This window comes from Limobrevibacterium gyesilva, from assembly GCF_025989185.1.
Taxonomy (GTDB): Bacteria; Pseudomonadota; Alphaproteobacteria; order Acetobacterales; family Acetobacteraceae; genus Limobrevibacterium; species Limobrevibacterium gyesilva.
This window is the reverse complement of the sequence record NZ_JAPDNT010000030.1, coordinates 1-25,753: the sequence shown is the minus strand read 5'-3', so window position 1 is coordinate 25,753 and position 25,753 is coordinate 1. Positions and strand designations below refer to the sequence as shown.

Below are 25,753 nucleotides of genomic sequence, written 5' to 3'. Positions count from 1 at the left end.
GAACCGCAGCCATGCCCGACGCAGCGGACCAGGACTCGCCCCGCCCTGTCCTGACGGCCGCCGAGCCGCAGCTCTTCGTCTCCGACATCAAGGCATCCTGCGATTTCTTCACCGTCAAGCTCGGCTTCACCATCGCATTCGTCTACGGCGATCCGCCATTCTACGGCCAGGTGTGCCGGGACGGCGCGCGGCTCAACCTCCGGCATGTCGATCGACCCGTCTTCGACAGCGCGCTGCGCAAGCGCGAAAGCCTGTTGTCCGCCGCCATCGCCGTCGAAGGCATCAGGCAGCTCTTCCGGGAATTCCAGTCCGCAGGCGTCCTGTTCCATGAGGCGCTGACACGGCAGCCCTGGGGTGCGGAGACCTTCATCGTCGAGGACCCGGATGGCAACCTGCTGCTGTTCGCAGGTCGCGCGGACTGAGGCAGTGGCCCTAGAAGGAAACGGCGAGGACGGCCTCGCGCCTTGCCGAACATCCCGGGAGGGACGACCCTGCCAGCCAATTCCAGAGGGGTTGTCATGCCTTGGGTCTATCTCTTCTTCGCCGGCGTGTTCGAGATCGGCTGGGCGATCGGGCTGAAATACACCGAGGGCTTCACCCGCCCGCTCCCCACCGCGCTCACCGTCCTGAGCATGATCGTCAGCCTCGGCCTGCTCGGCCTCGCGTTGAAGACGCTTCCGGTGGGCACGGCCTACGCCGTGTGGACGGGTATCGGCACCGTCGGCACCGCGCTGCTCGGCATCTATCTGCTGGGCGAACCCGCGACCGCCATCCGCCTCTCCTGTATCGGCCTCATCGTGGCAGGCATCGTCGGGCTCAAGCTCGTGGCGTGAGGGCGGACTCCGCGTCATTGGCGCCTCGCGCCGCAGTCGTCTCCCTCCGCAATGTGATCGCCGGCCGCGCAAAGCGGCACGCCAACGTCCCGCCCCTGGCGCTACAGTGATGACCGGCCGATTGCCTCGACGGGCCAACGAACAGACCTGCAACGTTCCTGTGGCGGAGGGATCATCATGGTTGCCTGGCGACACGGGCCGGCTGCGCTGGCCCTTGGCATCGCATTGGCCGGCTGCTCCGGCCAGCCACCCCTGGCCACGCCGGCCGCGGCACCGCCCAGCCCCGCATATGACGGGACGTACCGGGGCGCGGTCGACATCACCTATATCGACCCCATGGCGCAGAAATCGTTCTGCAACACCGACAGGGACGTGACGCTGCAGGTGACAGGCGGAACGTTCACCTACGCCCAGCCGCATCCTGGCTATCCTGACCGGAGGACAGTGACCTATACCGCGGCCGTCGCCGCCGATGGCTCGTTCAAGGGCAACGGCGACCAGACCGGAACGATCAGCGGCCGGATCGCCGGCGGCCACATGACCGGCAACGTCGACGGCGTTGCCTGCTTCTACACGCTGAACGCCGACCGGTCGTGAACGGCCCAACCGCTCACTGAACGCCCGGACACGGACGTTACCCGGCCTGGCGGCGGCGGATCAGGCCAAGGCAGGCAAGCCCGGCACCGAACAGCGCGAGAGACGCAGGTTCGGGTATGGGTTGTGACGCAGGCCCCAGGTCCAGAAGCACGACGTTGTCCAAGCCGTTGCTGTTGTCATTCGCGGGATCGCCGTTGATGAACGTCAACGTCGTTGCGCCGGCACTGGCCACGAAGTTGTGCGTGAATTGCTGCCAATTCAAGGTTGTCGGGCTGGCATTTGAATTGGTGTCGCCGAACGCCGGCACGCCATTGAGGGATACGTTCACCGTGCTGGTCGTTCCGAAAATGCCTCCGCCGGTCGTGTTGCCGATGAAATAAGACAGCTGATACAGGTCGCCTGGATTGGTGGTCACCGCCTGCGCGACCCCCTCCGTGGTGTTGCTGTTGAGTCCGGTGAGATCCAGCCACTGGATACCGTCTTGGGCGGGGAACAAAACCCCGTTCTGCGAGAATGTTCCGCTCACGATCGCGACATTCGTGCCAATGGGCCCCACGACCGTCCATCCCGTGATGCCCGCTGAGCCCGACGGGAATGTCGTGAAATTGCCAATCGGCACCAGAGGGGTTTCGAAGCTTCCATTGCTGAGGAGATTCGCCTGAGCGATCGAGCTCGTGACCAGGATCGCGGCGGCGCAGGCCAGTACTACTCGCAGGGAGCGCATGTCTCGTCTCCTTGAGCTGGAACCGGTACTCCATGATGTCGGGTCGTTGAACATGGCGGACAGGCACGCCTCGGGCCGCCTTGGCCAAACATCCAGGCTGCGCCAGTACCTACGTCGTGATGATGTCAATTGTAAAGTTTTCAGACGTTCGGTTGCATAAACATTGCGAATAACGCCTGATCGACCGGCGCGCGCGGTGGCGCCTCAAGCATCAGCGTGCGGATCGACAGGGTTGGCCGTATGGCCGGGCGTCCCCCTTATTCCGACAGATAGTCCGCCAGGGTGAGGGCCACCACCTCCGTCGCCCGGTGCAGGTCCGTGAGCGGCAGGCGTTCGTCGGCGCGGTGGGCGTTGGCTTCCTCGATCGTACGCGGGCCGGCGCCGTAGAGCACCACGGGCACGCCGGCGGCGGCGTAGTGGCGCGCGTCGGTGTAGAGCGGCACGCCGCCGGCGGCCACGGGCTCGCCCATGATCCGGGTGGCGTGGGCGCAGAGCAGGTCGCTGAGCGGCTTGCCGGCCGGCACGGGGGTCAGCGGGGTGGCCAGCATGATGCGGCGGATGGACAGGCGCGCCTGCGGGAAGGCGCGGGCGGCGCCTTCGATGACCTCGCGCAGCTCGGCCTCCACCGCCTGCGGCTGTTCCTCGGGCACGATGCGGCGGTCGAGGCGAAAGGTCACGCGGTCGGGCACCACGTTGGTGTTGATGCCGCCGGAAATCAGCCCGACCGTCATCTGCGGCGCCCCGATGCCGGCGATGGCGGAGGCGCGGGTGGCAAGGGTTTTCCGCCAGGCGTAGAGGGCCGAGAGGATGTGGTTCGCCGCCTCCAGCGCGTCGATGCCGGTGAACGGCTTCGCGGCATGGGCGGAACGGCCGGTGACTTCCACTTCCAGATGCAGGACGCCGTTATGCGCCTCGGTGACGGCATAGGAGAAGCCGGCGCCGAGCGCGATATCAGGCTTGCTGATGCCCTGCTGCAGCAGCCAGGCGGGGCCGAGCTCGCCGCCGGATTCCTCGTCGTAGGTGATGTGCAGCTCGACCGTGCCGCGCAGCTTCAGGCCGGACTGCTCCAGGGCCACCAGGGCAAAGGCGTAGGTAGCGATGTCGGATTTCGACACCGCGACGCCGCGGCCGTACATCCAGCCGTCGCGGATCTCGGCGCCGTAGGGATCGGCGGTCCAGCCCTCGCCGGGCGGCACCACGTCGCCATGCGCGTTGAGGGCGACGACCGGGCCGTCGCCAAAACGGCGGCGGACGATCAGGTTGGTGATGGAAGTGAGGTTGTGGGTGCGCAACAGCCCGGCCGGCACCGCATGGCGCTCGACGGTGAAGCCCAGGGCCTCCAGCAGCTCGGCGGTGCGGCGGGCGTGCGGGTCGCAGTCGCAGGGCGGGTTGTCGGACGGAACCTTGACCAGCTCGGCGAGGAAGTCCGTCTGCGCGTCGCGGCGCGCCTGCAGGAAGGCGCGGATCGCCGGGTGATCGGTCGGGGTCATGCGGGCTCTCCGGGGTTGCCTCCTTCCCCTAGAGCAATATCGGCACAGATGGAATCGCGTAGCGATTCCATCTGTGCCGATGAAATTGCTCGCCAAAAATGAGCTGGAGCAGGTTCGTTTGAAACGAACCTGCTCCAGCCGGGCGGCCGCGTCACGTCCAGGCGGCGCGGGCGATGCGGGCCGCGCTGGCGGCGGCGCTCCCCGAACGGCCGGTGGAAGCCGGGGCCTCGCGGTGATAAGCCGGCAGCGAAGGGATACATGCCATGTCCGACACGCCTCGCCTGCGCGTCCTCCTGGTCGGCGCCAGCGGCACGCTGGGCCGCGCGGTCGCCGCCGAACTCGGCGCGCGCCACGACATCATTGCCGCCGGCAGCAAGTCGGGCGACATCCGCATCGACATCACCGATCCCGCCAGCATCGCCACGGCGCTGAAACAGGCCGGGGAACTGGATGCCGTGGTCTGCGCGGCCGGCGAAGTGGCCTTCGTGCCGCTGGCCGCAATCGAGCCTGCGGCGATCGCGGAGTCGGTATACGGGCTGGGGCTGCGCAACAAGCTGATGGGGCAGGTGAACCTGGCGCTCGCGGCGCGGGCGCAGCTGCGCGACGGCGGATCGATCACGCTCACCACCGGCATCCTGACCGACAACCCGATCGCCGCGGGATCGTCGGCGACCATGGTGAACGCGGCGGTGGAGGGCTTCGTGCGCGCGGCGGCGATCGAGCTTCCTCGGGGCATCCGCATCAACGTGGTGAGCCCGAACGTGCTGCAGGAATCCATGCCGGCCTACGCGCCGTTCTTCCGCGGCTTCGAGCCGGTGGCGGCCGCGCGTGCGGCGCTGGCGTATAGCCGCAGCGTGGAAGGATTGCAGACCGGGCAGGTCTATCGGGTGGTCTGATACCCTCCCCGCCGGTTACTCGGCGGCCAGCGGCACCGCGGGCTGACGCAGCCGTTCCAGCAGCTTGGCGCGCTCGGCCTCCGCCTGGCGGATGGCGCGCTCCTTCACGTGGCCGAAGCCGCGGATCTTCTCGGGCAGCGATGCCAGGGCGACCGCGGTGGACAGCGTTTCCGGCTTCAGCTTCTGGAGAAGTTCCTCGACCAGGGCTTCGTAGTCGCCGATCAGCGCGCGCTCGGCGCGGCGTTCGTCGGTGCGGCCGAACGGATCGAGCCTGGTGCCGCGCAGGAAGCGCAGCTTCGCCAGCGCCCGGAAGCAGGTCATCATCCACGGGCCGAAACTGCGCTTCTGCAGATGGCCCGTGCGCGGATCGCGTTTGGCCAGCAGCGGCGGGGCAAGATGGAATTCCAGCCGCTCGGGGTTCTCGAACTGGGCCGCCAGCGCGTCGCGAAATTCCTTCGAGGCATAAAGCCGGGCAACCTCGTATTCGTCCTTGTAGGCGATCAGCTTGGCGTAGTTGCGCGCCACGGCCTCGGTGAGCGCGGTCGCGCCGGAGAACATGCGGCCCTCGATCTCGCGCACCCGGTCCACCAGCTTGCGGTAGCGCCGCGCGGTGCGCCGGTTCTGGTACTGCGCGAGATGGCGCATGCGCGCCGCGATGACGTCGTCGAGCGTCTTCGGCTCCGGCTTCTGCGTCGCGACCCCGGCCGCGGCGGCGACGCGGGCGAGATCGGCGGCCGCATGGCGGCCCCAGCCGAACGCGGCCTTGTTGGCTTCCACCGCAGTGCCGTTCAACTCGATCGCCTGCAACAGGCTGTCGAGCCCCAGCGGGACGAGGCCCTTCTGCCAGGCGTAGCCGAGCATGAACAGGTTGGTGGCGATGGCGTCGCCCAGCAGCGCGGTGGCGAGCGCGCTCGCTTCGATCTGGTCGACATTCTCCGCACCGGCCGCGTCCACGATGGTGCGGCGCAGCCGCGCGGCGGGCAGGCGCGTGTCCGTGTCCATCACGAAGTCGCCGGTGGGCACTTCATGCGTGTTCAGCACCACATGCGAGACGCCGCGGCGCAGGCCGGCGATCGACTCCTTGCTGGCGGCCACCACCATGTCGCAGGCCAGCAGCAGGTCGGCGTCGCCACGGCCGATGCGCAGGCCGTGCAGTTGCTCCGCTCGTGCCGCCAGCCGGATATGGCTGAACACGCTGCCGCCCTTCTGCGCCATGCCCATCTGGTCCAGCACCGTCACGTGCTTGCCGTCGAGATGCGCGGCCATGCCGAGCAGCGCGCCGATGGTGACGATGCCGGTGCCGCCGATGCCGGTGACGAGAATATCGAAAGGATGGTCGAGCGCGGGCAGCGCCGGCTCGCCGAGCGCGAAATCCTCCACCGTCACGCGCGCGCGCTTGCGCAGCTTGCCGCCATGCACGGTGACGAAGCTTGGGCAGAATCCCTCGACGCAGGAGAAATCCTTGTTGCAGCTCGACTGGTCGATGCGGCGCTTGGTGCCGAACTCGGTTTCCAGCGGCTGCACCGACAGGCAGTTCGACGTCTTCGAGCAGTCGCCGCAGCCTTCGCACACCGCGGCGTTGATGAAGGCGCGCTTGTTCGGGTCGGGGAAGGTGCCGCGCTTGCGCCGGCGCCGCTTCTCGGACGCACAGGTCTGGTCGTAGACGATGACGGTGGTGCCGGCCGTGTCGCGGAACTGCGCCTCGATGTCCGGCAGCTCGCGGCGATGGTGCACGGTGACGCCGGGCGCGAAATCGGTCACGCCGGCATGCTTCTCCGGCTCGTCGGTCACCACCGCGATCCTGGCGACGCCTTCGGCGGCGACCTGGCGGGTGATCTGCGGCACGGTGAGGGTGCCGTCCACCGGCTGGCCGCCGGTCATGGCGACCGCATCGTTGAACAGGATCTTGTAGGTGATGTTCACGCCGGAGGCGACGGCGGCGCGGATCGCCATGTAGCCGGAATGGAAATAGGTGCCGTCGCCGAGATTGGCAAAGACGTGCTTCTCCTCGGTGAACGGCGCCTGGCCTACCCAGGCCATCCCCTCGCCGCCCATCTGGCTGAACGTGTCGGTGCTGCGGTCCATCCACAGCGCCAGCGTGTGACAGCCGATGCCGCCGAGGGCGCGGCTGCCGTCGATCACTTTCGTCGAGGTGTTGTGCGGGCAGCCCGAGCAGAAATACGGCCGACGCGTGGCGGCGACCTCGACGTGCTCGCTCGCCTGCATCTGCTCGCGCAGGAAGGCCATGCGGGCGCGCAGTCCCTCGCCGTCCATGAAGCCCGCGAGGCGGCCGCCGAGGGCGAGCGCGATCTCGGCCGACGAGAACTCGCCGGCGAGCTTGAGGAACGCAGCCCCGGTCTCGTCGCGCTTGCCGAGCACGCGCGGGCGCACGGCGCAGTCGTAGAGGATGTCGCGCACCTGCTGCTCGATCAGCGGCGCCTTCTCCTCGACGACGATGATCTCGTCGAGCCCGGCGGCGAAGTGCCGGATGATGGCGGGATCGACCGGCCAGACCAGCGCGAGTTTCAGCAGGCGGACGCCATTGTCGATGCCCAGTTCGGACAGCGCCTGCCGCGTGTCGTGGTACGACTTGCCGGCGGTGATGATGCCGATGCGCGTGCCGGGCGGGTCGAGCATGATGCGGTCGAGGCCGTTGGCGCGGACGTAGTCCTGGGCGGCGGGAATGCCGACATTGAAGACGCGGGCCTCCTGCTCCATCGGCGGGTCGGGCAGGCGGAAGCCGGCATCGGGGTGCGGGCCTTCGGGAGTGCGGATGCGGAACGCCGCGAGGTCGAAGGCGACGGAGGCGGAGCTGTCCACCACGTCGGCGACCGTCTTGAAGCCGATATAGCGGCCGGACCAGCGCGACATCGCCCAGCCATGCAGGCCGAGCTCCAGCAGGTCGCGCACGTCGGCCGGCACCAGCACGGGGATGGAGCCGGCAATCAGCGCCGGCTCGCTCTGGTGCGGCACGGTCGAGGACTTGCAGGCATGGTCGTCGCCGGCGAGCAGCAGCACGCCGCCGGTGCGGGTGGTGCCGGCATAGTTGGCGTGGCGGAACACGTCGCCGCTGCGGTCGACGCCCGGCCCCTTGCCATACCAGTAGGCGAAGACGCCGTCATATTTCGCGCCGCGCAGCAGCGGCACCTGCTGGCTGCCCCAGATGGCGGTGGCCGCCAGCTCCTCGTTCACGCCGGGCTGGAAGTGGATGTGCTGCTCTTCCAGGTGCTTGCGGGCCTGCCACATCTGGATGTCGACCTGACCCAGCGGCGAGCCGCGATAGCCGGAGACGAAGCCCGCGGTGTTGAGCCCGGCCGCGACATCGAGCCGCCGCTGCAGCAACGGCAGCCGCACCAGCGCCTGCGTACCCGTAAGGTAGAACCGGTCGCTGTCGATCTGGTACTTGTCTTCGAGCGTGACGGCTGAATGCTTCATGTCACCGGCTCCGTTTCCACCCGTTTACCCGAGATTATGGCAGACATGCTGGCGTATCAAAGCGCCGAATGGGCCCGCAGCAAATAAGCACATTCGCATCGTCCGGCAGACACGTCCGGTATGACCATAAAAGGATCGAACTGGCATCACGCAAGCTTCTGTCGTGCGCTGCAGCGCGGCATCGCCTGGGCATCTACTCCGTGGGCTCCAGCACGAAATCGACCAGGTCCACCCCCTCCTGCACCATGTCGCCGACAGCGCAGCGCACGGCCTTCACCGCCCCGTCCATGGCCGAGGTCAGGGTCAGCTCCATCTTCATGGCTTCCAGCACGACCAAAGGCTGCCCGCGGGTGACGGTGTCGCCGGGCTTCACCAGCACGCTGGCGACGCGGCCGGGGATCGGCGCCATGACACGCCCGCCCCCGGCGACCTCGGCCTCGGGGGGCAGCAGTGGATCGACGCGGTCGAACGCATGGTTCGTGCCGGCAATGACGACGGTGATGCGGCCATCGTCCTGCACCACGGTGGCGGGGTGCACGGCATCGTCGAGCCGCACCGTGCCGGGAAGCGCGGCAGCGACATGGCTCGCCTCCACCCAGTCCAGTTGCCATGCGCCGTCCGCCTGCGGCTGGGCGCGAATGCGGAAGGTGTCGCTGCCGGCGCGCAGGTGCACGGTCTGCGCGCCCGCGAGGTTCATCCGCCAGCAATCGGTGGCCGACCAGGGCGAGTGCGGATCGGTCTCGACATGCGCCGTCTGCGCGCGGGCGTCCAGCACGGCCAGCGTCGCGGCGGCGATGGCGAGCGGTGGCGGCGAGGCCGGCGGCGGCAGCAAGGCGGGGTGGCGGGCGATGAAGCCGGTGTCGAAATCGGCGGCACGGAAGCTCGGATGCGCGGCGATGGCGGACAGCAAGGCGAGGTTGGTCTGCACGCCCACCACCTCGCTGGCCGCCAGCGCCGCCGACAACAGGCGCAGGGCGGCGGCGCGGTCCGGCCCGTGCACGATCAGCTTGGCGATCATGGGGTCGTAGTCCGGCGTGATGCGGTCCCCGGCACGCACGCCGGACTCGATGCGCGCAGTCCCGGGCAGGCGCAGATGCACCAGCCGGCCGACCGACGGCAGGAAGCCGCGGGCGGGGTCCTCGGCATAGAGCCGCACCTCGACGGCGTGGCCGTCGATCGCCAACGCGTCCTGCAGCTTCGGCAGGCGCTCGCCGGCGGCGACGCGGAACTGCCACTCCACCAGGTCCTGGCCGGTGATCGCCTCGGTGACGGGATGCTCCACTTGCAGGCGGGTGTTCATCTCCATGAAGTGGAAATCGGTGCCCTCCACGATGAATTCCACCGTGCCGGCGCCGACATAGCCGACCGCCTTCGTGGCGGCCACGGCGGCCTCGCCCATGGCCCGACGCATCGCGGCGGTCATGCCGGGGGCCGGCGCTTCCTCGATGATCTTCTGGTGGCGGCGCTGGATCGAGCAGTCGCGCTCGAACAGGCTGACGGCGTTGCCGTGGGTGTCGGCAAACACCTGGATCTCGATGTGGCGCGGGCGGGTCAGATAGCGTTCGATCAGCACGCGGTCGTCGCCGAAGGACGACAGCGCCTCGCGCCTGGCCGCGGCGATCGCGGCGGACAGATCGGCTTCGGCCTCGACGACGCGCATCCCCTTCCCGCCGCCGCCGGCCGAGGCCTTGATCAGCACGGGGAAGCCGATGCGGGCGGCCGCGGCGACCAGGGTGGCGTCATCCTGTGCCGCGCCGTGATAGCCGGGCACCAGCGGCACGCCCGCCCGCTCCATCAGCGCCTTGGCCTCGGACTTGCCGCCCATGGCGCGGATGGCCGCAGGCGGCGGGCCGATGAACACCACGCCGGAAGCGGCGCAGGCTTCGGCGAAGGCCGCGTTCTCCGACAGGAAGCCGTAGCCGGGATGCAGCGCTTGCGCGCCGGAGCGGCGAGCGGCCTCCAGGATCGCGGCGACGTTGAGGTAGCTGTCGCGCGGCGCGGCGGGGCCGATGCGATAGGCTTCGTCGGCCATGGCCACGTGCAGCGCGTCGGCGTCGGCGTCCGAGTAGACGGCGACAGTGGAAATGCCGAGGCGGCGGGCAGTGCGGATGACGCGGCAGGCAATCTCGCCGCGGTTGGCGATGAGGATCTTCGTGAACATGGCCGTCACATCCTGAACACGCCGAAGCGCGTCGGCGGTATCGGCGCGTTCAGGGCGGCGGACAGGCCGAGGGCAAGCACACGGCGCGTATCCGCGGGGTCGATGATGCCGTCATCCCACAGCCGCGCGCTGGCGTAGTACGGGTGCCCCTGGCTTTCGTACTGGGCGCGGATCGGGCGCTTGAACGCTTCCTCCTCCTCCGCCGGCCAGGTTTCGCCGCGTGACTCCATGCCGTCGCGGCGCACCGTGGCCAGCACGCTGGCGGCCTGCTCGCCGCCCATGACGCTGATGCGCGCGTTCGGCCACATCCACAGGAAACGCGGATCGTAGGCGCGGCCGCACATGCCGTAATTGCCGGCGCCGAAGCTGCCGCCGATGATGACGGTGAATTTCGGCACCTGCGCGGTGGCGACCGCCGTGACCATCTTGGCGCCGTCCTTGGCGATGCCGCCGGCTTCGTATTTGCGCCCGACCATGAAGCCGGTGATGTTCTGCAGGAACACCAGCGGAATGCCCCGCTGCGCGCACAGCTCGATGAAATGCGCGGCCTTCTGCGCGCTCTCGCTGAACAGGATGCCGTTATTGGCGATGATCCCCACGGGATAGCCCCACACATGGGCGAAGCCGGTCACCACCGTGGTGCCGTACAGGCGCTTGAACTCGTCCAGTTCGCTGTCGTCGACGATGCGGGCGATCACTTCGCGCACGTCATACGGCCGGCGCCGGTCGGCGGGCACCACGCCATACAGCTCGGCGGGATCGTAGCGCGGCGGCCGCGGCGCCTGCAGCGCCACCGCCGGCCGCTTCACGCCGTTCAGGCCGGCGACCGCGCGGCGCGCGAGAGCCAGCGCGTGCGCGTCGTTCTCGGCGTAATGGTCGGTGACCCCGGAGGTGCGGCTGTGCACGTCGGCGCCGCCGAGATCCTCGGCGCTCACCACCTCGCCGGTCGCCGCCTTCACCAGCGGCGGGCCCGCCAGGAAGATGGTGCCCTGGCCGCGCACGATGATGCTCTCGTCGGACATCGCGGGGACATAGGCGCCGCCGGCGGTGCAGGAGCCCATGACCACCGCGATCTGCGCGACGCCATCCGCGGACATGTTGGCCTGGTTGAAGAAGATGCGGCCGAAATGGTCGCGATCCGGGAACACCTCGTCCTGGTTCGGCAGGTTGGCGCCGCCGGAATCCACCAGGTAGATGCAAGGCAGCCGGTTCTGCGCGGCGATCTCCTGCGCGCGCAGATGCTTCTTCACGGTGATCGGGTAGTAGGTGCCGCCTTTCACCGTGGCGTCGTTGCACACAATGACGCATTCGCGGCCGGAGACGCGGCCGATGCCGGTGATGATGCCGGCCGCGGGCACCTCGTCGCCATACATGCCATACGCCGCGAGTTGCGAAAGCTCCAGGAACGGCGTGCCCGGATCCAGAAGCGCCTCGATGCGCTCGCGCGGCAGCAGCTTGCCGCGCCCGAGATGCCGCTTGCGCGCCACCTCGCCGCCGCCCTGCGCGGTGCGTCCGACCTTCGCGCGCAGATCGGCCACCAGCTCGGCCATTGCGGCGGCGTTGGCGCGGAAGGCGGCCGAGCGCGGATCGGCCTCGCTGGCGAGCCGCATCACGCGGTTTCCTTGAACAATTCGCGCCCGATCAGCATGCGCCGGATCTCGCTGGTGCCGGCACCGATCTCGTACAGCTTGGCGTCGCGCAGCAGGCGGCCGGTGGGATAGTCGTTGATGTAGCCGTTGCCGCCCAGCACCTGGATCGCTTCCAGCGACATCCAGGTGGCCTTCTCGGCCGCGTACAGGATGGCGCCGGCCGCGTCCTTGCGGGTCGTCTGGCCACGGTCGCAGGATTTCGCGACGGCGTACACATAGGATTTCGCCGCGTTCATGGTGGTGTACATGTCCGCGATCTTGCCTTGCATCAGCTGGAACTCGCCGATCGGCTGGCCGAATTGCTGGCGTTCGTGCACGTAGGGCAGCACCACGTCCATGCAGGCCTGCATGATTCCCAGCGGCCCCGCCGCCAGCACCGCGCGCTCGTAGTCGAGCCCGCTCATCAATACGGCCACGCCGCCATCCACGGCGCCCAGCACGTTCTCGGCGGGCACCTCGCAATCGGTGAACACCAGTTCGCCGGTGTTGGAGCCGCGCATGCCCAGCTTGTCCAGCTTCTGCGCGCAGGAGAATCCCGGAAAGCCCTTCTCCACCAGGAAGGCGGTGATGCCGCGCGCGCCGGCTTCCGGGTCGGTCTTGGCATAGACCACCAGCACGTTCGCCTCGGGGCCGTTGGTGATCCACATCTTGGTGCCGTTCAGCACGTAGCGGTCGCCGCGCCTGTCCGCGCGCAGGCGCATGGACACGACGTCGGAGCCCGCCCCCGGCTCGCTCATCGCCAGCGCGCCGACATGCGCGCCGCTGATCAGCTTCGGCAGATAGGCCTGCTTCTGCGCCGGGGTGCCGTTGCGGCGGATCTGGTTGACGCAAAGATTGGAATGCGCGCCGTAGGACAGCCCCACGGAGGCGGAGGCGCGGCTGATCTCCTCCATGGCCACGCAATGCGCCAGGTAGCCCATGCCGGCGCCGCCATAGTCCTCCTCGACGGTCAGGCCGAGCACGCCCAGGTCGCCCATCTTGCGCCAGAGATCGGCGGGAAAGTCGTTGATCCGGTCGATCTCCGCGGCACGCGGCGCGATCTCGGCATCGGCGAAGCGGCGCACGCTGTCGCGCAGCATGTCGATCTCCTCGCCAAGATCGAAGTTCAGGCCGTAATCGGTGTTGGAGGCCATGGCATCAGCCCTGTTCGGTGAGTTCGGGAAAGTCGTCCTCGCGGTATTCGCCTTCGGCGCGCCCGCTGCGCGCCGCCTCGGCACGGCGCAGCTCGACCCGGCGGATCTTGCCGGAGATGGTCTTCGGCAGCTCGGCGAACTCGATGCGGCGAACGCGCTTGTACGGCGACAGGCGGGCGCGCAGATGCGCGAAGATGGATAGCGCCGTCGCCGCCGACGGTTCGGCATCGGCGGTCAGCGCCACATAGGCCTTGGGCACAGCCAGGCGCAGCGGATCGGGCGCCGGCACCACCGCCGCTTCCGCGACCGCGGGATGCTCGATCAGCACGCTCTCCAGCTCGAACGGGCTGATGCGGTAGTCGGAGGCTTTGAAGATGTCGTCGCCACGGCCGACATAGGTCAGGTAGCCGTCGGCATCGCGGGCGGCGACGTCGCCGGTGCGGTACACCGCGCCGCCGATGGCGGCGATGCTGCCGTCGTCGTTCTGGTAGCCGCGCATCAGCCCGGCCGGGCGCGGATCGAGCGGAATGCACACCGCCCCTTCGTCGGCGTCCTTGTCGTCGGTGTCGATCAGCCGGATCGTGTAGCCCGGCAGCGGCCGGCCCATCGAGCCCGGCTTCACCGCCTGCCCCGGCGGATTGCCGATCTGCGCGGTGGTCTCGGTCTGGCCGTAGCCGTCGCGGATGGTCAGGCCCCAGGCCGCCCGCACCTGGTCGATCACCTCGGGGTTCAGCGGCTCGCCGGCGCCGGTGACCTCGCGCAGCGCCGTCTTCCAGGTTTTCAGGTCCTCCTGGATGAACATGCGCCACACCGTGGGCGGGGCGCACAGCGTGGTGACGCCGTTCTGCGCGATGGCGTCGAGCAGGCCGCCCGCGTTGAAGCGGGGCTGGTTGGCGATGAACACGGTGGCGCCGGCGTTCCAGGGGGCGAAGAAGCAGCTCCAGGCATGCTTGGCCCAGCCGGGCGAGGACACGTTCAGATGCACGTCGCCGGGCAGCAGCCCCAGCCAGTACATCGTCGAGAGATGGCCGACGGGATAGGAGCGGTGGCTGTGCAGCACCAGCTTCGGCCTGGCGGTGGTGCCGGAGGTGAAATACAGCAGCATCGGGTCGTCCGGATCGGTCCTGCCGTCCGGCACGAAGCCGGCCTCGCCCAGCAGCAGCGTGGCATAATCGACGCAGCCCGCCGGCGCGCCGCCGACGGTGATGCGGGTGACGCCCTGCGGCAGGGCGGCGAGCTTGCCGGCATCCTCGGACGCGGCGACAGTGAAGCGCACGCGGGCGCGGCCCACCCGCTCGTTCAGGTCGTCCGCCGTCAGCAGCGTCGTTGCCGGCACCACCACCGCACCCAGCTTCATCGCGGCCAGCGTCACCTCCCACAGCGGCGCCACGTTGCCGAGCATGAGCAGGATGCGGTCCCCCCGCTTCACGCCCAATGCACGCAGCCCGTTGGCCACCCGGTTGGAACGTACCGAAAGCTCACCGAAGGTCAGTGTTGCTGACCCATTCCCGATGATGCGCAAAGCCGGCCTGTCACGCAACTCCCCGCGCGCCAGCTCCGCGTCGAACCAGTCGAGCGCCCAGTTGAACGCCCCAAGCTCGGGCCAGCGGAACTGCGCATACGCGGAAGCGTAGTCGGTGCGGTGCGCGAGCAGGAAGTCGCGCGCCGCCTTGAAGTCCCGCGCCATGTCAGACCGCCTCCTTGCGCGACAGCCCGGATAGCCACGGGAACACCACCGAGAAATCGCGCCCGGACTCGCCGGCCTCGGCGACCGCCTGGTACAGCCGTGCCGCGTGCGCGCCGAGCGGGGTCGCCGCCCCCACCGCCTCCGCGGCTGCCTGCGACAATTGCAGATCCTTCAGCATCAGGGCGGCGGCGAAGCCGGCGGCGTAGGCGCGGTTCGCGGGCGAGGCCGGCACCGGCCCCGGCACCGGGCAATAGCTGGTCAGCGCCCAGCACTGGCCGGAGGAGGTGGAACTGACCTGGAACAGCTTGGCGCGGTCGAGCCCCAGCTTGTCGGCCAGCACGAAGGCTTCGGACACGCCGAGCATGGAGATGCCCAGGATCATGTTGTTGCAGATCTTCGCCGCCTGCCCGGCGCCGGCCGGGCCGGTATGCACGATGTTCCGGCCCATCGCCTGCAGCACCGGCAGCGCGCGGGCGAAGGCGGCGTCGGGACCGCCGACCATGAACGTCAGCGTGCCCGCGGTGGCGCCGCCGACGCCGCCGGACACCGGGGCGTCGAGCATGTCGAGCCCGGCCTTCGCGGCCGCGGCAGCGACGCGGCGGGCGGTCTCCACGTCGATGGTGGAACTGTCGATCAGCAGCGGCGTGTCGGTGGCGTTGGGCAGGATGCCGTCCAGGACCACTTCGGCCACATGCTTTCCGGCCGGCAGCATGGTGATGACGATGTCGGCGGCGCGCACGGCCTCGGCCACCGACGCGGCGACGCGCCCGCCCGCCTTGGCATGCGCCTGCAGGGCCGCCGGCACCAGATCGAAGCCGAGCACGTCATGGCCGGCCTTCAGCAGGTTGGCCGCCATCGGCAGGCCCATGTTGCCGAGGCCAATGAAGGAGATGTTCATGCAGCCTCCAGCAGTTTGCGGGCGATGATCACGCGCATGATCTCGTTCGTCCCTTCCAGGATGCGGTGCACGCGCAGGTCGCGCAGGTAGCGCTCGATCTGGTAGTCCTTGATGTAGCCGTAGCCGCCATGCAGCTGCAGGGCCTCGTCGCAGATGCGGAAGCAGACGTCGGTGGCGTAGCGCTTGGCCATGGCGCAGTGCTTGATGGCGTCGAGCGCGCCGGCATCGAGGGAAGCCGCGGCGCGGTGCACCATCAGCCGCGCGGCATCGAGCTCGGTCGCCATGTCGGCGAGCTTGAACTGCAGCGCCTGGAAATCGGCGAGCTTGCGGCCGAAAGCGCGGCGCTCCTTCACATAAGCCAGGGCCGCATCCAGGCAGGCCTGCGCGCCGCCCAGCGAGCAGGCGGCGATGTTGATGCGCCCGCCGTCGAGCCCCATCATCGCGAAGCGGAACCCCTCGCCTTCGTCGCCCAGGCGGTTGGCCACCGGCACCAGGCAATCAGCGAAGGTCACCAGGCTGGTCGGCTGGCTGTTCCAGCCCAGCTTGCGTTCCGGCTTGCCGAAGGCGAGCCCGGGGGTGTCCTTCTCGATCACCACGCAGGAGATGCCGCGCGGACTGTCGTCGCCGGTGCGCAGCATTGTCACGTACAGGTCGGAGATGCCGCCGCCGGAAATGAACGCCTTGGTGCCGTTCACCTTGTACTGGGCGTTGCCCACCGGCTCGGCCCGGGTCGCCAGCGCCGCCGCGTCCGAGCCCGAGCCCGGCTCGGTCAGGCAGTAGCTCACGAAATGCTCGGCGGTGAGGATCTTCGGCAGGAAGCGCGCGCGCTGCTCGTCGTTGCCGAAGCGGGCCACCATGCCGGCGACCATGTTGTGGATGGTCAGGAAGGCGGCGGTCGAGGGGTCGGCATAGGCCAGCTCCTCGAAGATCAGGGCGGCGTCGAGCCGGGTCAGGCCGGTGCCGCCATGCGCCTCGTCCACATAGATCCCGGCGAAGCCGAGGGCGGCGGCCTCGCGCAGCGCGGCGGCGGGGAAATGCCGCTCCTCGTCCCAGCGTCCGGCATGGGGCAGCAGCTTTTCCCGGGCGAAGCCACGCGCGGTGTCCTGGAAGGCACGCTGGTCCTCGGTCAGGTTGAAGTCCATCGCGCTTCCCCTCCCTTGCCTGACCCTAGTCTTGGGTGGGAAGACGGGACGGCGTCAAGCGGCCAGCCCGGCCGCTTCGCCCTCGCGACCATCGCCGATCCCCTGACAGGAGCCCCCATGCGCGCCCGCATCCGTGACACCGAGATCTATTTCGACATCGAGGGCGCCGGCCTGGTGCCCAACGGCACGCGGATGCGCGAGAAGCCGCCGGCTTTCGTCCTGCATGGCGGCCCCGGTGGCGACCACACCGGCTTCAAGCCGGGGATGAGCCCGCTCGCCGAGAAGATGCAGCTTGTCTATGTCGACCATCGCGGCCAGGGCCGTTCGGCCAAGGGCGACCCGGCGACCTATACGCTGGACGAGAATGTCGAGGACCTGGAGGCGCTGCGCCGCCATCTCGGCCTGGGGCCGGTGGTGACCATCGGCACCAGCTATGGCGGCATGGTGGCGATGGCCTATGCCGCGCGCTATCCGGCCTCGGTGTCGCATCTGGTGCTGATCGTGACCGCCGCGCATGCGGGGTTCAATGCCCGCGCCCGCCAGATCGTGGCCGAGCGCGGCACGCCGGAGCAGAAGTCGGTGTGCGACCAGCTCTGGGCCGGCGAGCTCGATACGGTGGAGAAGCTGCGCCGCTATTACGACGTGATGGGGCCGCTGTATTCGCGCAAGTTCGACCCGGTGGCCGCCGCCGCCAGCCGCGCGCGCGGCAGCCTGACCCCGGAGGCGCTGAACCGAGCCTTTGCCCCCGGCGGCTTCCTGCAGAGCTTCGACCTGCGGCCGGAGCTGTCCGCCATCACAGCGCCGACCCTGATCCTGGCGGGCCGCCACGACTGGATCTGCCCGCCCGAGTTCTCCGAGGAGATCCATCGGCTGATCCCCGGGTCCGACCTGCGCATCTTCGAGGAGAGCAGCCACTCCATCCGCGGCGACGAGCCGCAGGCGCTGCTGGACGCGATCGCGGGGTTCATCGTCTACAACACCCGGTAGGGATGGCTCGTCTCGATTGTTGAGCACCGTCTACTGACGTGATCACCACGCGCCGTGGCGCGGCGCGATACAGCGAATCGAGCGGCGGGAAACAATCATGACCAGGTGTGACGTTCGCCGGCAGCGGCGCTGCACGCCGGGCGGCCATCCGTATCGACTTGTCAGGGACTTATACGAACCGTTTCGCCAGCGGTTAATCCCGCCTGTATGATAAAAAGGTGATCGGACTCACGGTTACGTGAGAGTTGTAAAGATTGGATGAATGCGATAGCAATGAGACAGAATACAGTTCCGTAAGGATCTGGGTGCATGCCACCGGCCATGCGCCGGCCGTCGGGAATGCCTTCGCGGTCCCGATGGCCGAGTTCGGCCGGCGGGACCCTGGAACGTGCGGAACCGTGGGGTCGCTCCGGCCACGCCGGCGGACCTGAACCTTGGACGTCTGAAGCGAAGGTGAAATGAGATGGCGACTTTTACTGCGGGCGACCTGACGGTCAGCGGCTTCGACAACAGTTCTACCGACCTGGGCTTGTACAACAGCAGCCGCACCGGTGGCTTCGCCGGCAACTTCGGCTTCGATGATGATTTCGTGTGGAACTGGAGCGCCGGCACCGACGCCAATGGCAATCCGACCGGGCCGCAGATTGTGTCGGCAGCCGGCACGAACTCGTGGTCGCTGCACATTGAATTTCAGTACGTAGGCGGGAATCTGGGCGCCGAAGAGCTGCAATATGGCGGCAGCACGGTTGCAGATGCAGACAACCACCTGGCTGCCAATTTCACGGGGACTGGGGCGGACTCCCTCACGACGATATTCCAGAACCTGAATCTGTACGCGCCGGCAGGGGCTCCCGACTCGTTTGCGATCACGTTCACCCTCACCGACACGACGGCGGGGGGCGCCACAGCCTGGACCCAGTACTTCGAGAACACGGGCGTCGCCTGCTACGCCACCGGAACCCGCATCGCCACGCCGGCCGGCGAGGTTGCGGTCGAGGCCCTGCGGATCGGCGATCTGGTCGCCACCAGCAGCGGCGTTGCCAAGCCGATCAAGTGGATCGGCCGCCGCACCTACACGGCCGCCCAGGTCGCCGCCCACCAGCACCTGCGCCCGGTCACCATCCGCAAGGACGCGCTGGCCGAGGGCATGCCGCATCGCGACCTCGTCGTCTCGCCCATGCACGCGATGTTCATCGACGACGTGTTCATCCCCGCCGCCGCGCTGATCAACGGCGTCACCGTCCTGCGCAACGATGACCTGGCCCCGGTCAGCTACGTGCATATCGAGCTCGATGCGCATGACGTGGTCTTCGCCGAAGGCGCGCCGGCCGAAACCTTCGTGGACGACAACAGCCGCCTGATGTTCGACAACGCCGACGAGTACTACGACATGTTCGGCGCCGACGAAGCGCCGCGCGGCTTCTCGGCCCCGCGCGTCGAGGAAGGCTACCAGCTTGAGGCGGTGCGCCGCCGCCTGGCCGCCCGCGCCGGCATCGCCACCTTCGCCGCCGCCCACGGCCCCCTGCAGGGCCATGTGGAGCGGCTCGCGGACGGCACGCTGGAAGGCTGGGTGCTCGACACCGCCACCCCGTCGGTTCCGGTGGAGCTCGATGTCCTGGTGGATGGCGAGACGGTCGCCCGCGTGCTGGCCAACCGCTACCGCACTGACCTCGACCATGCCGGCCTCGCCGGCGGCCGCTGCGCCTATTCGGTGGCGCTGCCGGCCTCGGTGGTCAGCATCGACCAGGTCGAGGTCCGCCGCGTCGCCGACGGCGCCCGGCTGCCGGTCGCCCGTACCGCCGCCCTGGCCTCCTGATCCCCGGCCGGGAGCCTTCGGGCTCCCGGACCGGATACCGGACACTGTTTGCGCCGCCCGGTCCCGCCGGGCGGCGCAAGCTTTTCTGGCCACTCCGCACAACCCGGACGCGCCCGGCATCCGGGAAGGCCCCCCTCACCCGGCCGGCCGCTCCGGCTTCGGCCGCGGGATCTCGTCGCCCGCCAGCGATTCGCGCGCGAGCAGGGTTTCCGCCCCCGAATCGAGCACGGCGCGGTTGTCGCGCAGAATCGCCAGCGCCCGCTCCAGCGAGCGCTGCAGCAACGTGCGCACCGCATCGTCGATCTCGTGCGAGGTCGCGTCGCTGAACCGGCGCGGGCGCCAGAACGCGCCGGGCTCATCCAGGAACCGGCCCTGCTCGGTGTCCCAGGCGACCGGGCCGAGCTTCGGGTCCATGCCGAAGCGCAGCACCATGCCGCGGGCGATGTCGGTGGCCTTGGCCAGATCATCGGCCGCCCCGGTGGACACGTCCGGCCCGATCAGCGTTTCCGCCGCCCGGCCGCCCATGAGCACCGCCATGCGCGCCTCCAGCTCGTGCTGTCCCATCAGGAACCGGTCCTCGGTGGGGTGTTGCATGGTGTAGCCCAAAGCGGCAATGCCGCGCGGAATGATCGAGATCTTCTGCACCGGGTCGGTGCCGGGAATCGCCATGGCGACCAGCGCATGGCCCATTTCATGAAACGCAACAATCCGCCGCTCGCGCGGGATCAGCACGCGCGAGCGCTTCTCCAGCCCGGCCACGATCCGCTCCACCGCCTCGGCAAAATCCTCCATGGCGATGGCATCGGCGCCGCGCCGCGTGGCCCGCACCGCCGCCTCGTTGGCGAGGTTGGCCAGGTCGGCCCCGGTAAAGCCGGGCGTCAGCGCCGCGATTGCGTCCAGGTCGACATCGGGGGCCAGCTTCAGGTTCTTCAGGTGCACCCTCAGGATCTGCACACGCCCCTTCTTCTCCGGCCGGTCCACCAGCACCTGGCGGTCGAACCGTCCGGCCCGCAGCAAGGCGGGGTCGAGGATCTCCGGCCGGTTGGTGGCGGCGAGGATGACGATGGCAACCGACCGGTCGAACCCGTCCATCTCCGCCAGCAGCTGGTTCAGCGTCTGCTCCTTCTCGTCCTGGCCGGTGATCGGCGAGGCGCCGCGGGCGCGGCCGAGCGCGTCCAGCTCGTCGATGAAGATGATGCACGGGGCGAGCTTGCGCGCCTGCTCGAACAGGTCGCGCACGCGCGCCGCGCCCACACCCACGAACATCTCCACGAACTCGGCGCCGTTGGTGGAGAAGAACGGCACCCCGGCCTCGCCCGCCACGGCGCGGGCCAGCAGCGTCTTGCCGGTGCCGGGCGGGCCCACCAGCAGGATGCCGCGCGGGATATGCGCGCCGAGGCGGCCGAACTCTTGCGGCTTCTTGAGGAACTCGACGATCTCGTGCAGCTCCTCCTTCGCCTCGTCCACGCCGGCGACATCGTCGAAGCTGACCTTCACGTCGGTTTCCGCGACCAGCTTGGCCCGGCTGCGGCCGACCGACAGCAGGCCGCCGCCGAACCCCCCGCGTCCGCCGGACATGAAATACGAGGCCCCCAGCCACACGCCCACGAACAGCAGCGGCGGCAGCACCCAGCCGAGCAGCGTGCCCAGCGGGCCGGTGGCCGGCACGGCGGCGAACTCGACCCCGGTCTTGGCGAGCTGGCCCGCCAAGTCCGCCGGCACGCGCTGCGTGGTGAAGCCGGTGGTGCCGTCCGCCTGCTTCTCCTTGTACTCGCCGCGGATGGTGTCGCCGGCAACCGTCACCTTGGCCACCCGCCCGTCGTCCAGCAATTGCTGGAACCGGCTGTAGGGAATCGGCTCGTTGCCGCCGCCGCCCTGGTTCAACAGGCTCAGCAACACCAGCGCCAGCGCGATCGCCCAGCCGATCTGGATCAGCGGCAGTTTGGTCATGGCGGCGTCACTGTGCCACAGGCGTCAGGGCAAGGTCAGTCTCAGTGCGCCATCAGCACCGGCAGGTCCGCCCCGCGCAGGATGCGCTGGGTGAAGCCGCCGAAAACCACTTCGCGCAGCCGGCTGTGGCTGTAGCCGCCCATCACCAGCAGGTTGGCGCCCACGCCGGCGGCCGCCCCCAGCAGCACCTCGACGGCCGGCCGCCCGTTGCGGGCCAGATGCTGCACCGAGGTGTTGGCGTTGTGCCAGCGCAGGGCGCGCTGCAGGCGCTCGCTGGTCTCCTCCTTCGTCTGCTCGTCCTCCTCCACCGAAATGATCACCACGCGCTCGGCGGCTTCGATCATCGGCATGGCCGCGCTGACCGCGCGCGCCGCCTCGGGCGAGTCCTTCCAGGCGATGGCCACCGTGCCCGGCAACGCCGCCTGCGCCTGAGCGGCCGCGATCAGCAGCGGCTTGCCGGTGTCCATCAGGGCGGCCTCCAGCACGTCCAGGGCCACGTCCTCGCCGTTGCGCGTGCGCCCGACCACCACAAGGTCCGCGAAGCGGCCATACTCGGCCAGCCACTGCGCCTCGTTGCCGGTCTCCACCACCAGATCGGCGCACAGGCCGGTTCCCGGGGCCGATCCGCCGGTCGCGATTCCGGCTTCCGCGCAGAAGCTGGAGAAAGCCTGCCAGGCTTTCTGCTCCAGGGCCTTGTTCTCCGCCTCCAGCCGGTCGATTACACTCTGGATCGCGCCACCGCCGCCGATGCCGCCGGCGGTCATCGCCACCACCACGTCGGTGACATCGACGCGCACGTGCAGGAACTCCAGATGCGCCCCGAACGGCCTGGCCGCCAACAGCGCCGTCTCGAAGACCGCCTTGTCGCTGTCGGCCCCAGTGGCCGGTACGAGTACGTGCTTGAACATCCAATTTCTCCTTCGGCGAAGACCTTACGCCGGACCCGGGCAAGGCAGACTGATCTGGATCAATGCCCCGTACGCTGACAGACGTTCTTGTTGCGAACAAGCCAACGAAGTGGAGAGTGCCATGAATGCGGGCGACGTGATGACCACGGATGTCGTGACCGTCGGGCCGGAGACCCCGGTCCTGCAGGTCGTGAAACTGCTGCTGGCGCGCGGCATCAGCGGCGTTCCGGTGGTCGACGACGCCGGCCGGGTGGTCGGGCTGATCAGCGAAGGCGACCTGCTGCGCCGCGCAGAGCTGGGCACGCAGAAACGCCGTGGCGCATGGCTGGAGTTCTTTACCGGCACGGCGACGCTGGCAGAGGAATATGTGCGCACGCACGGCACCCTGGCGCGCGACGTGATGACTCGCGCCGTGGTCTGCGCCGACCGCGCCACCCCCCTGGCGGAGATCGCCGACCTGATGGAGCAGAAGCACATCAAGCGCGTGCCGGTGGTCGATGCCGACCGGCTGGTGGGCATCGTCAGCCGCTCCAACCTGCTGCGCGCCTTCGCCTCCACGGCGCCTGAACCGAAATCCGGCAACGTCGACGACGGCAAGATCCGCGAGGTGCTGCTGGGCGAGCTGGCGCGCCAGCCCTGGAGCCGCCGCGCCGAGAACAGCGTGGTGGTCACCGACGGCGTGGTTCACCTCTGGGGCCTGGTGACGACATCGGAGGAACTGCGCGCACTGCAACTCGCGGCCGAAGGCGTCCCCGGCGTGCGCGCGGTGAAGAACCACATGATCGTCCTGTCCGAGGAGCCATATCCCCTGTTCCCCGGCAGCTTCGTGGGCTGATCGCCGGGCGGAAGGTCAGGGAGGGTCGGCGGGTTCAGTCGTCGCGGCGCCAGTCGACGCGCAGGAAATACCCATCCTCGTCGTACTGGAAATCGAGTTCGCCGCCGAAGGCACTGTCCAGCGCCCGGCCGATCCGGTGCGGCAGATGGATATCCGTCGTGGTGACGACGACCCGCTCCGGCGCTTCCTCGATATTCATGATGCGGTTGAACGGGTGTTCAGGCTTCTCCAACTCCTCCTGGCGCCGGATGACGTGCAGAAGCGCGTCCCGGTGCGCGTCCACGAACCGGCCGGTCAGCGTCACCACGCCGGCCGGGAAGGCGTCGTTGATACGGTGGCATGCCTGGCAGAGCTCTTCATGCGCGCCGGCGGGCCGTTCGCGCCATTGCCAGCGCCCTTCGTGATACACCGCCCCGCATTGCGGGCAGACCGTGGGCTCGTGCAGCTTCTTCGTACGCTTGTACGGATCGGTGACGCTGCGATCCTGCGCGCGCCCCCAGCGGCGGGGGCCTGTCGCGGAACCGAAGGGCGTGGCGGGCACTGTCATGGCACACACCTGCTGCATCTGCTGCCGCCCCGGTTCCGCGCCCCGATGGAACGGGCCAACCGAGGAACCCACGGCCGGTCGCCACCATCGCAGCGATCGGCGGCGCCGGCCTTGATCTGGGTCAAGGAAGCGCGCGCCGCGGCGGCGCGGGCATTCGACGTGAAGACGGACTTCCGGCCGGGGCGGCACGCCACTGCCGCCACACCGCTCAGGAGTCCTCGGCTTCCTCGGCCCGCAGAATGCCGTAGACCGTCCTGACCATGCCGTGCGGCGGGCGGAAAGCCGCCGGGCCACGCCCGAATCTGACCTGCCGGCGCGTGTGGCGGTCGGCATTGGCATGGGTCAACGCCCGCAGCTCTCCGCAAGCGCCGGCACGCCCGGCGGCATCCGTCGCGCCAGCGTCGCCTGCTCGAACGCATAGGCAAGCCGCAGCAGCGTCGCCTCGCTCCAGGCCCGGCCGGTGAACGTCGCGCCGATGGGATACTCCGGCGTCGCCTGCTCGCCGATGCCGGAGACGAACCCCGCCGGCACCTGCACGCTGGGATAGCCCGCCTTCGCCGCGATCGCCGCCCCGGCATTGCCGGGGAACAGCACCGCGTCCAGCCGGTTCTCTTCCATGTATGCATCCAGCCCGCGCGTGCGCGCCGCGCGCAGATCCATCTGCCGGGCAGAGAGGTATTCCGGGTCTTTCAGGTCGCCGCGCGTACTCTCGGCCGCCAGGAAGATGTCCTGGCCGAAGCGCAGCGCGGTGTCGGCATGTTCCGCGTTGAAGGCGATGATGTCGCCCAGCGTGCGCATCTTCGTCCCCTTCGCCCAGTCGCGCAGGTACTGGTTCATGTCGTGCTTCAACTCGTACACGAACACGATCGGCAGCCGAGCCACCTGGTCTTTCGTCGGGCTCTCGGGGTTGCGGTTCAGGATCGCCATCTCGGTGCCGGGCCCGCCGATCCAGCCCTCGGTCGGGATGTTCTCGCGCACGATCACCGCACCTTGCGCCTCCAGCACCGTGATCGCCGCCTGCATCACGGCAGCCGCGGCCGGCGGCAGCGGGCGGTAATAGACGTCGTTGCCGGGATCGGCCGGATTGCTCGGCACCCCGATGCGCGCGCCCTTCAGCCCGTCCTTGTCCAGCGCCTTGAGGTAGTCGGGCGCCTTCGGGGCGTGCGCCGTCGCCGGGTCCAGCGGGTCCGGCCCGGCCAGCACGCCCAGCAACAGGGCGGCGTCGCGCACCGTGCGCGTCATCGGCCCGGCGGTGTCCTGGCTGGCGGCGATGGGGATGATGCCGGCGCGGCTGATCAGCCCCACCGTCGGCTTCACCGTCACCAGCCCGTTCTGGTTCGCCGGCGACAGCAGCGAGCCCGACGTCTCCGTGCCGATCGACGCCGCCGCGAACCCCGCCGCCACCGCCACCGCCGACCCGGCGCTGGACCCGCCCGGCGGCACGACCGGCACGCCCTTGTCGTCCAGCGCCGGCGCATAGGCGTTGCGCACCTGCCCGCCCAGCGATGAATAGCCGGACGGCATGCCCACCGCGAGGATATTGGCGAACTCCGTCAGGTTCGCCTTGCCCAGGATCACCGCGCCGGCGCGGCGCAGCTTCGCCACCACGGTGGCATCCCGTTTCGCATACGCATCCGCCAGCGCCAGCGAGCCCGCCGTGGTGTGCTGGTTGTCGGCGGTGGCGATGTTGTCCTTGACCAGGATCGGAATGCCCTGCAGCGGCGGCTGCTTGCCGCGTGCCGGCGCCGCATCGATCTTCTCCGCGATCGCCAGCGCGTCCGGGTTCACCTCGCGCACCGCGTTCAGCTGCGGCCCGGCGCGGTCATACGCCTCGATGCGCGCGAGATAGGCCCGCACCAGCGCAGCCGCCGTCGTCCTGCCCTCCGCCAGCGCCTGCTGCAACTCGGCGATCGTCGCGTTCTCGACGCACAGGGCGGTCTCTGGCTTGGGCATGGTCGGGGTCTCCGTCGTGGCTTCTGCGTGCGGTGATGCGGGTGGCGGTGCGCCTTCGGGCGGCGGCGGCGGCACCGGCGGCGGCAGCGGGATCGCCCGCACCGGCGCCCGC

General features: G+C 69.3%; 21 protein-coding genes. 7 read left to right on the top strand and 14 right to left on the bottom strand.

Translation table 11 applies throughout. From position 1 onward, the window contains the following. The first annotated feature begins 11 nt into the window (after positions 1-11). The 3 genes from OL599_RS21420 to OL599_RS21410 all read left to right on the top strand — a co-directional run bounded on the left by OL599_RS21420 (position 12) and on the right by OL599_RS21410 (position 1,430). On the top strand, positions 12-422 hold the full coding sequence (locus OL599_RS21420; protein ID WP_264716056.1) for a VOC family protein: 411 nt from the start codon (positions 12-14) through the stop codon (positions 420-422). 96 nt (positions 423-518) lie between these two features. Beyond that, positions 519-833: a quaternary ammonium compound efflux SMR transporter SugE gene (sugE, locus tag OL599_RS21415; RefSeq protein ID WP_264716055.1), complete on the top strand. Its 315-nt coding sequence runs from the start codon at positions 519-521 to the stop codon at positions 831-833. Between the two features lie 177 nt (positions 834-1,010). Next, positions 1,011-1,430 carry a hypothetical protein gene (locus tag OL599_RS21410; RefSeq protein ID WP_264716054.1) on the top strand — a complete coding sequence of 140 codons (420 nt, stop codon included), beginning with the start codon at positions 1,011-1,013 and terminating at the stop codon, positions 1,428-1,430. Positions 1,431-1,467: 37 nt separating this feature from the next. Here OL599_RS21410 and OL599_RS21405 read toward each other — a convergent pair whose 3' ends face one another. Together OL599_RS21405 and OL599_RS21400 are read right to left on the bottom strand one after the other, a co-directional pair. After that, entirely contained in the window at positions 1,468-2,154 is a 687-nt protein-coding gene (locus tag OL599_RS21405) for a DUF642 domain-containing protein (protein WP_264716053.1), read from the bottom strand. A gap of 257 nt (positions 2,155-2,411) precedes the next feature. Next, positions 2,412-3,644 carry a M20/M25/M40 family metallo-hydrolase gene (locus tag OL599_RS21400; protein WP_264716052.1) on the bottom strand — a complete coding sequence of 411 codons (1,233 nt, stop codon included), beginning with the start codon at positions 3,642-3,644 and terminating at the stop codon, positions 2,412-2,414. A 263-nt stretch (positions 3,645-3,907) separates the two neighbouring features. Here OL599_RS21400 and OL599_RS21395 point away from each other — a divergent pair, with 263 nt between their 5' ends. After that, a complete protein-coding gene (locus OL599_RS21395) occupies positions 3,908-4,540 on the top strand; it encodes a short chain dehydrogenase (RefSeq protein WP_264716051.1) in 633 nt (210 codons plus the stop codon). 15 nt (positions 4,541-4,555) lie between these two features. Here OL599_RS21395 and OL599_RS21390 read toward each other — a convergent pair whose 3' ends face one another. From OL599_RS21390 to OL599_RS21360, 7 genes are all read right to left on the bottom strand, one after another. Further along, complete coding sequence (locus OL599_RS21390) at positions 4,556-7,975, bottom strand: indolepyruvate ferredoxin oxidoreductase family protein (protein WP_264716050.1); 3,420 nt, start codon at positions 7,973-7,975, stop codon at positions 4,556-4,558. 193 nt (positions 7,976-8,168) lie between these two features. Further along, the gene (locus OL599_RS21385; RefSeq protein WP_264716048.1) at positions 8,169-10,136 is read right to left on the bottom strand and encodes an acetyl/propionyl/methylcrotonyl-CoA carboxylase subunit alpha; all 1,968 of its coding nucleotides are present in this window, start codon (positions 10,134-10,136) and stop codon (positions 8,169-8,171) included. 5 nt (positions 10,137-10,141) lie between these two features. Next, positions 10,142-11,746 carry a carboxyl transferase domain-containing protein gene (locus tag OL599_RS21380; RefSeq protein ID WP_283949874.1) on the bottom strand — a complete coding sequence of 535 codons (1,605 nt, stop codon included), beginning with the start codon at positions 11,744-11,746 and terminating at the stop codon, positions 10,142-10,144. Beyond that, entirely contained in the window at positions 11,746-12,918 is a 1,173-nt protein-coding gene (locus tag OL599_RS21375; protein ID WP_264716046.1) for an isovaleryl-CoA dehydrogenase, read from the bottom strand. The genes OL599_RS21380 and OL599_RS21375 overlap by 1 nt, the downstream gene beginning before the upstream one ends. Before the next feature lie 4 nt (positions 12,919-12,922). Next, entirely contained in the window at positions 12,923-14,605 is a 1,683-nt protein-coding gene (locus tag OL599_RS21370; RefSeq protein WP_264716045.1) for an AMP-binding protein, read from the bottom strand. A gap of 1 nt (position 14,606) precedes the next feature. Further along, positions 14,607-15,503, bottom strand: a complete 897-nt coding sequence (mmsB, locus tag OL599_RS21365) for a 3-hydroxyisobutyrate dehydrogenase (protein ID WP_264716044.1) — start codon at positions 15,501-15,503, stop codon at positions 14,607-14,609. Next, entirely contained in the window at positions 15,500-16,645 is a 1,146-nt protein-coding gene (locus OL599_RS21360; RefSeq protein WP_264716042.1) for an acyl-CoA dehydrogenase family protein, read from the bottom strand. Before OL599_RS21360 ends, mmsB begins: the two co-directional genes overlap by 4 nt. Before the next feature lie 117 nt (positions 16,646-16,762). Between OL599_RS21360 and OL599_RS21355 the strand changes: the two genes are divergently transcribed. Together OL599_RS21355 and OL599_RS21350 are read left to right on the top strand one after the other, a co-directional pair. Beyond that, positions 16,763-17,632, top strand: a complete 870-nt coding sequence (locus tag OL599_RS21355) for an alpha/beta fold hydrolase (RefSeq protein WP_264716040.1) — start codon at positions 16,763-16,765, stop codon at positions 17,630-17,632. Positions 17,633-18,095: 463 nt separating this feature from the next. Beyond that, positions 18,096-19,448: a Hint domain-containing protein gene (locus tag OL599_RS21350; RefSeq protein WP_264716039.1), complete on the top strand. Its 1,353-nt coding sequence runs from the start codon at positions 18,096-18,098 to the stop codon at positions 19,446-19,448. 135 nt (positions 19,449-19,583) lie between these two features. Here OL599_RS21350 and ftsH read toward each other — a convergent pair whose 3' ends face one another. Together ftsH and OL599_RS21340 are read right to left on the bottom strand one after the other, a co-directional pair. Continuing rightward, complete coding sequence (ftsH, locus tag OL599_RS21345; protein WP_264716038.1) at positions 19,584-21,398, bottom strand: ATP-dependent zinc metalloprotease FtsH; 1,815 nt, start codon at positions 21,396-21,398, stop codon at positions 19,584-19,586. 41 nt (positions 21,399-21,439) lie between these two features. Then, entirely contained in the window at positions 21,440-22,306 is an 867-nt protein-coding gene (locus OL599_RS21340; RefSeq protein WP_264716037.1) for a universal stress protein, read from the bottom strand. Between the two features lie 121 nt (positions 22,307-22,427). Between OL599_RS21340 and OL599_RS21335 the strand changes: the two genes are divergently transcribed. Continuing rightward, positions 22,428-23,141: a CBS domain-containing protein gene (locus OL599_RS21335; protein ID WP_264716036.1), complete on the top strand. Its 714-nt coding sequence runs from the start codon at positions 22,428-22,430 to the stop codon at positions 23,139-23,141. A 34-nt stretch (positions 23,142-23,175) separates the two neighbouring features. Here the strand turns inward: OL599_RS21335 and OL599_RS21330 are convergent, their stop codons facing one another. The 3 genes from OL599_RS21330 to OL599_RS21320 form a co-directional block, all read right to left on the bottom strand. Beyond that, complete coding sequence (locus tag OL599_RS21330; protein WP_264716034.1) at positions 23,176-23,688, bottom strand: BCAM0308 family protein; 513 nt, start codon at positions 23,686-23,688, stop codon at positions 23,176-23,178. 208 nt (positions 23,689-23,896) lie between these two features. After that, complete coding sequence (locus OL599_RS21325) at positions 23,897-24,034, bottom strand: hypothetical protein (RefSeq protein ID WP_264716033.1); 138 nt, start codon at positions 24,032-24,034, stop codon at positions 23,897-23,899. Next, positions 24,031-25,753, bottom strand: a 1,723-nt coding sequence (locus OL599_RS21320; RefSeq protein ID WP_264716032.1) for an amidase family protein, incomplete at its 5' end; no start/stop codon positions are given. The genes OL599_RS21325 and OL599_RS21320, both read right to left, overlap by 4 nt.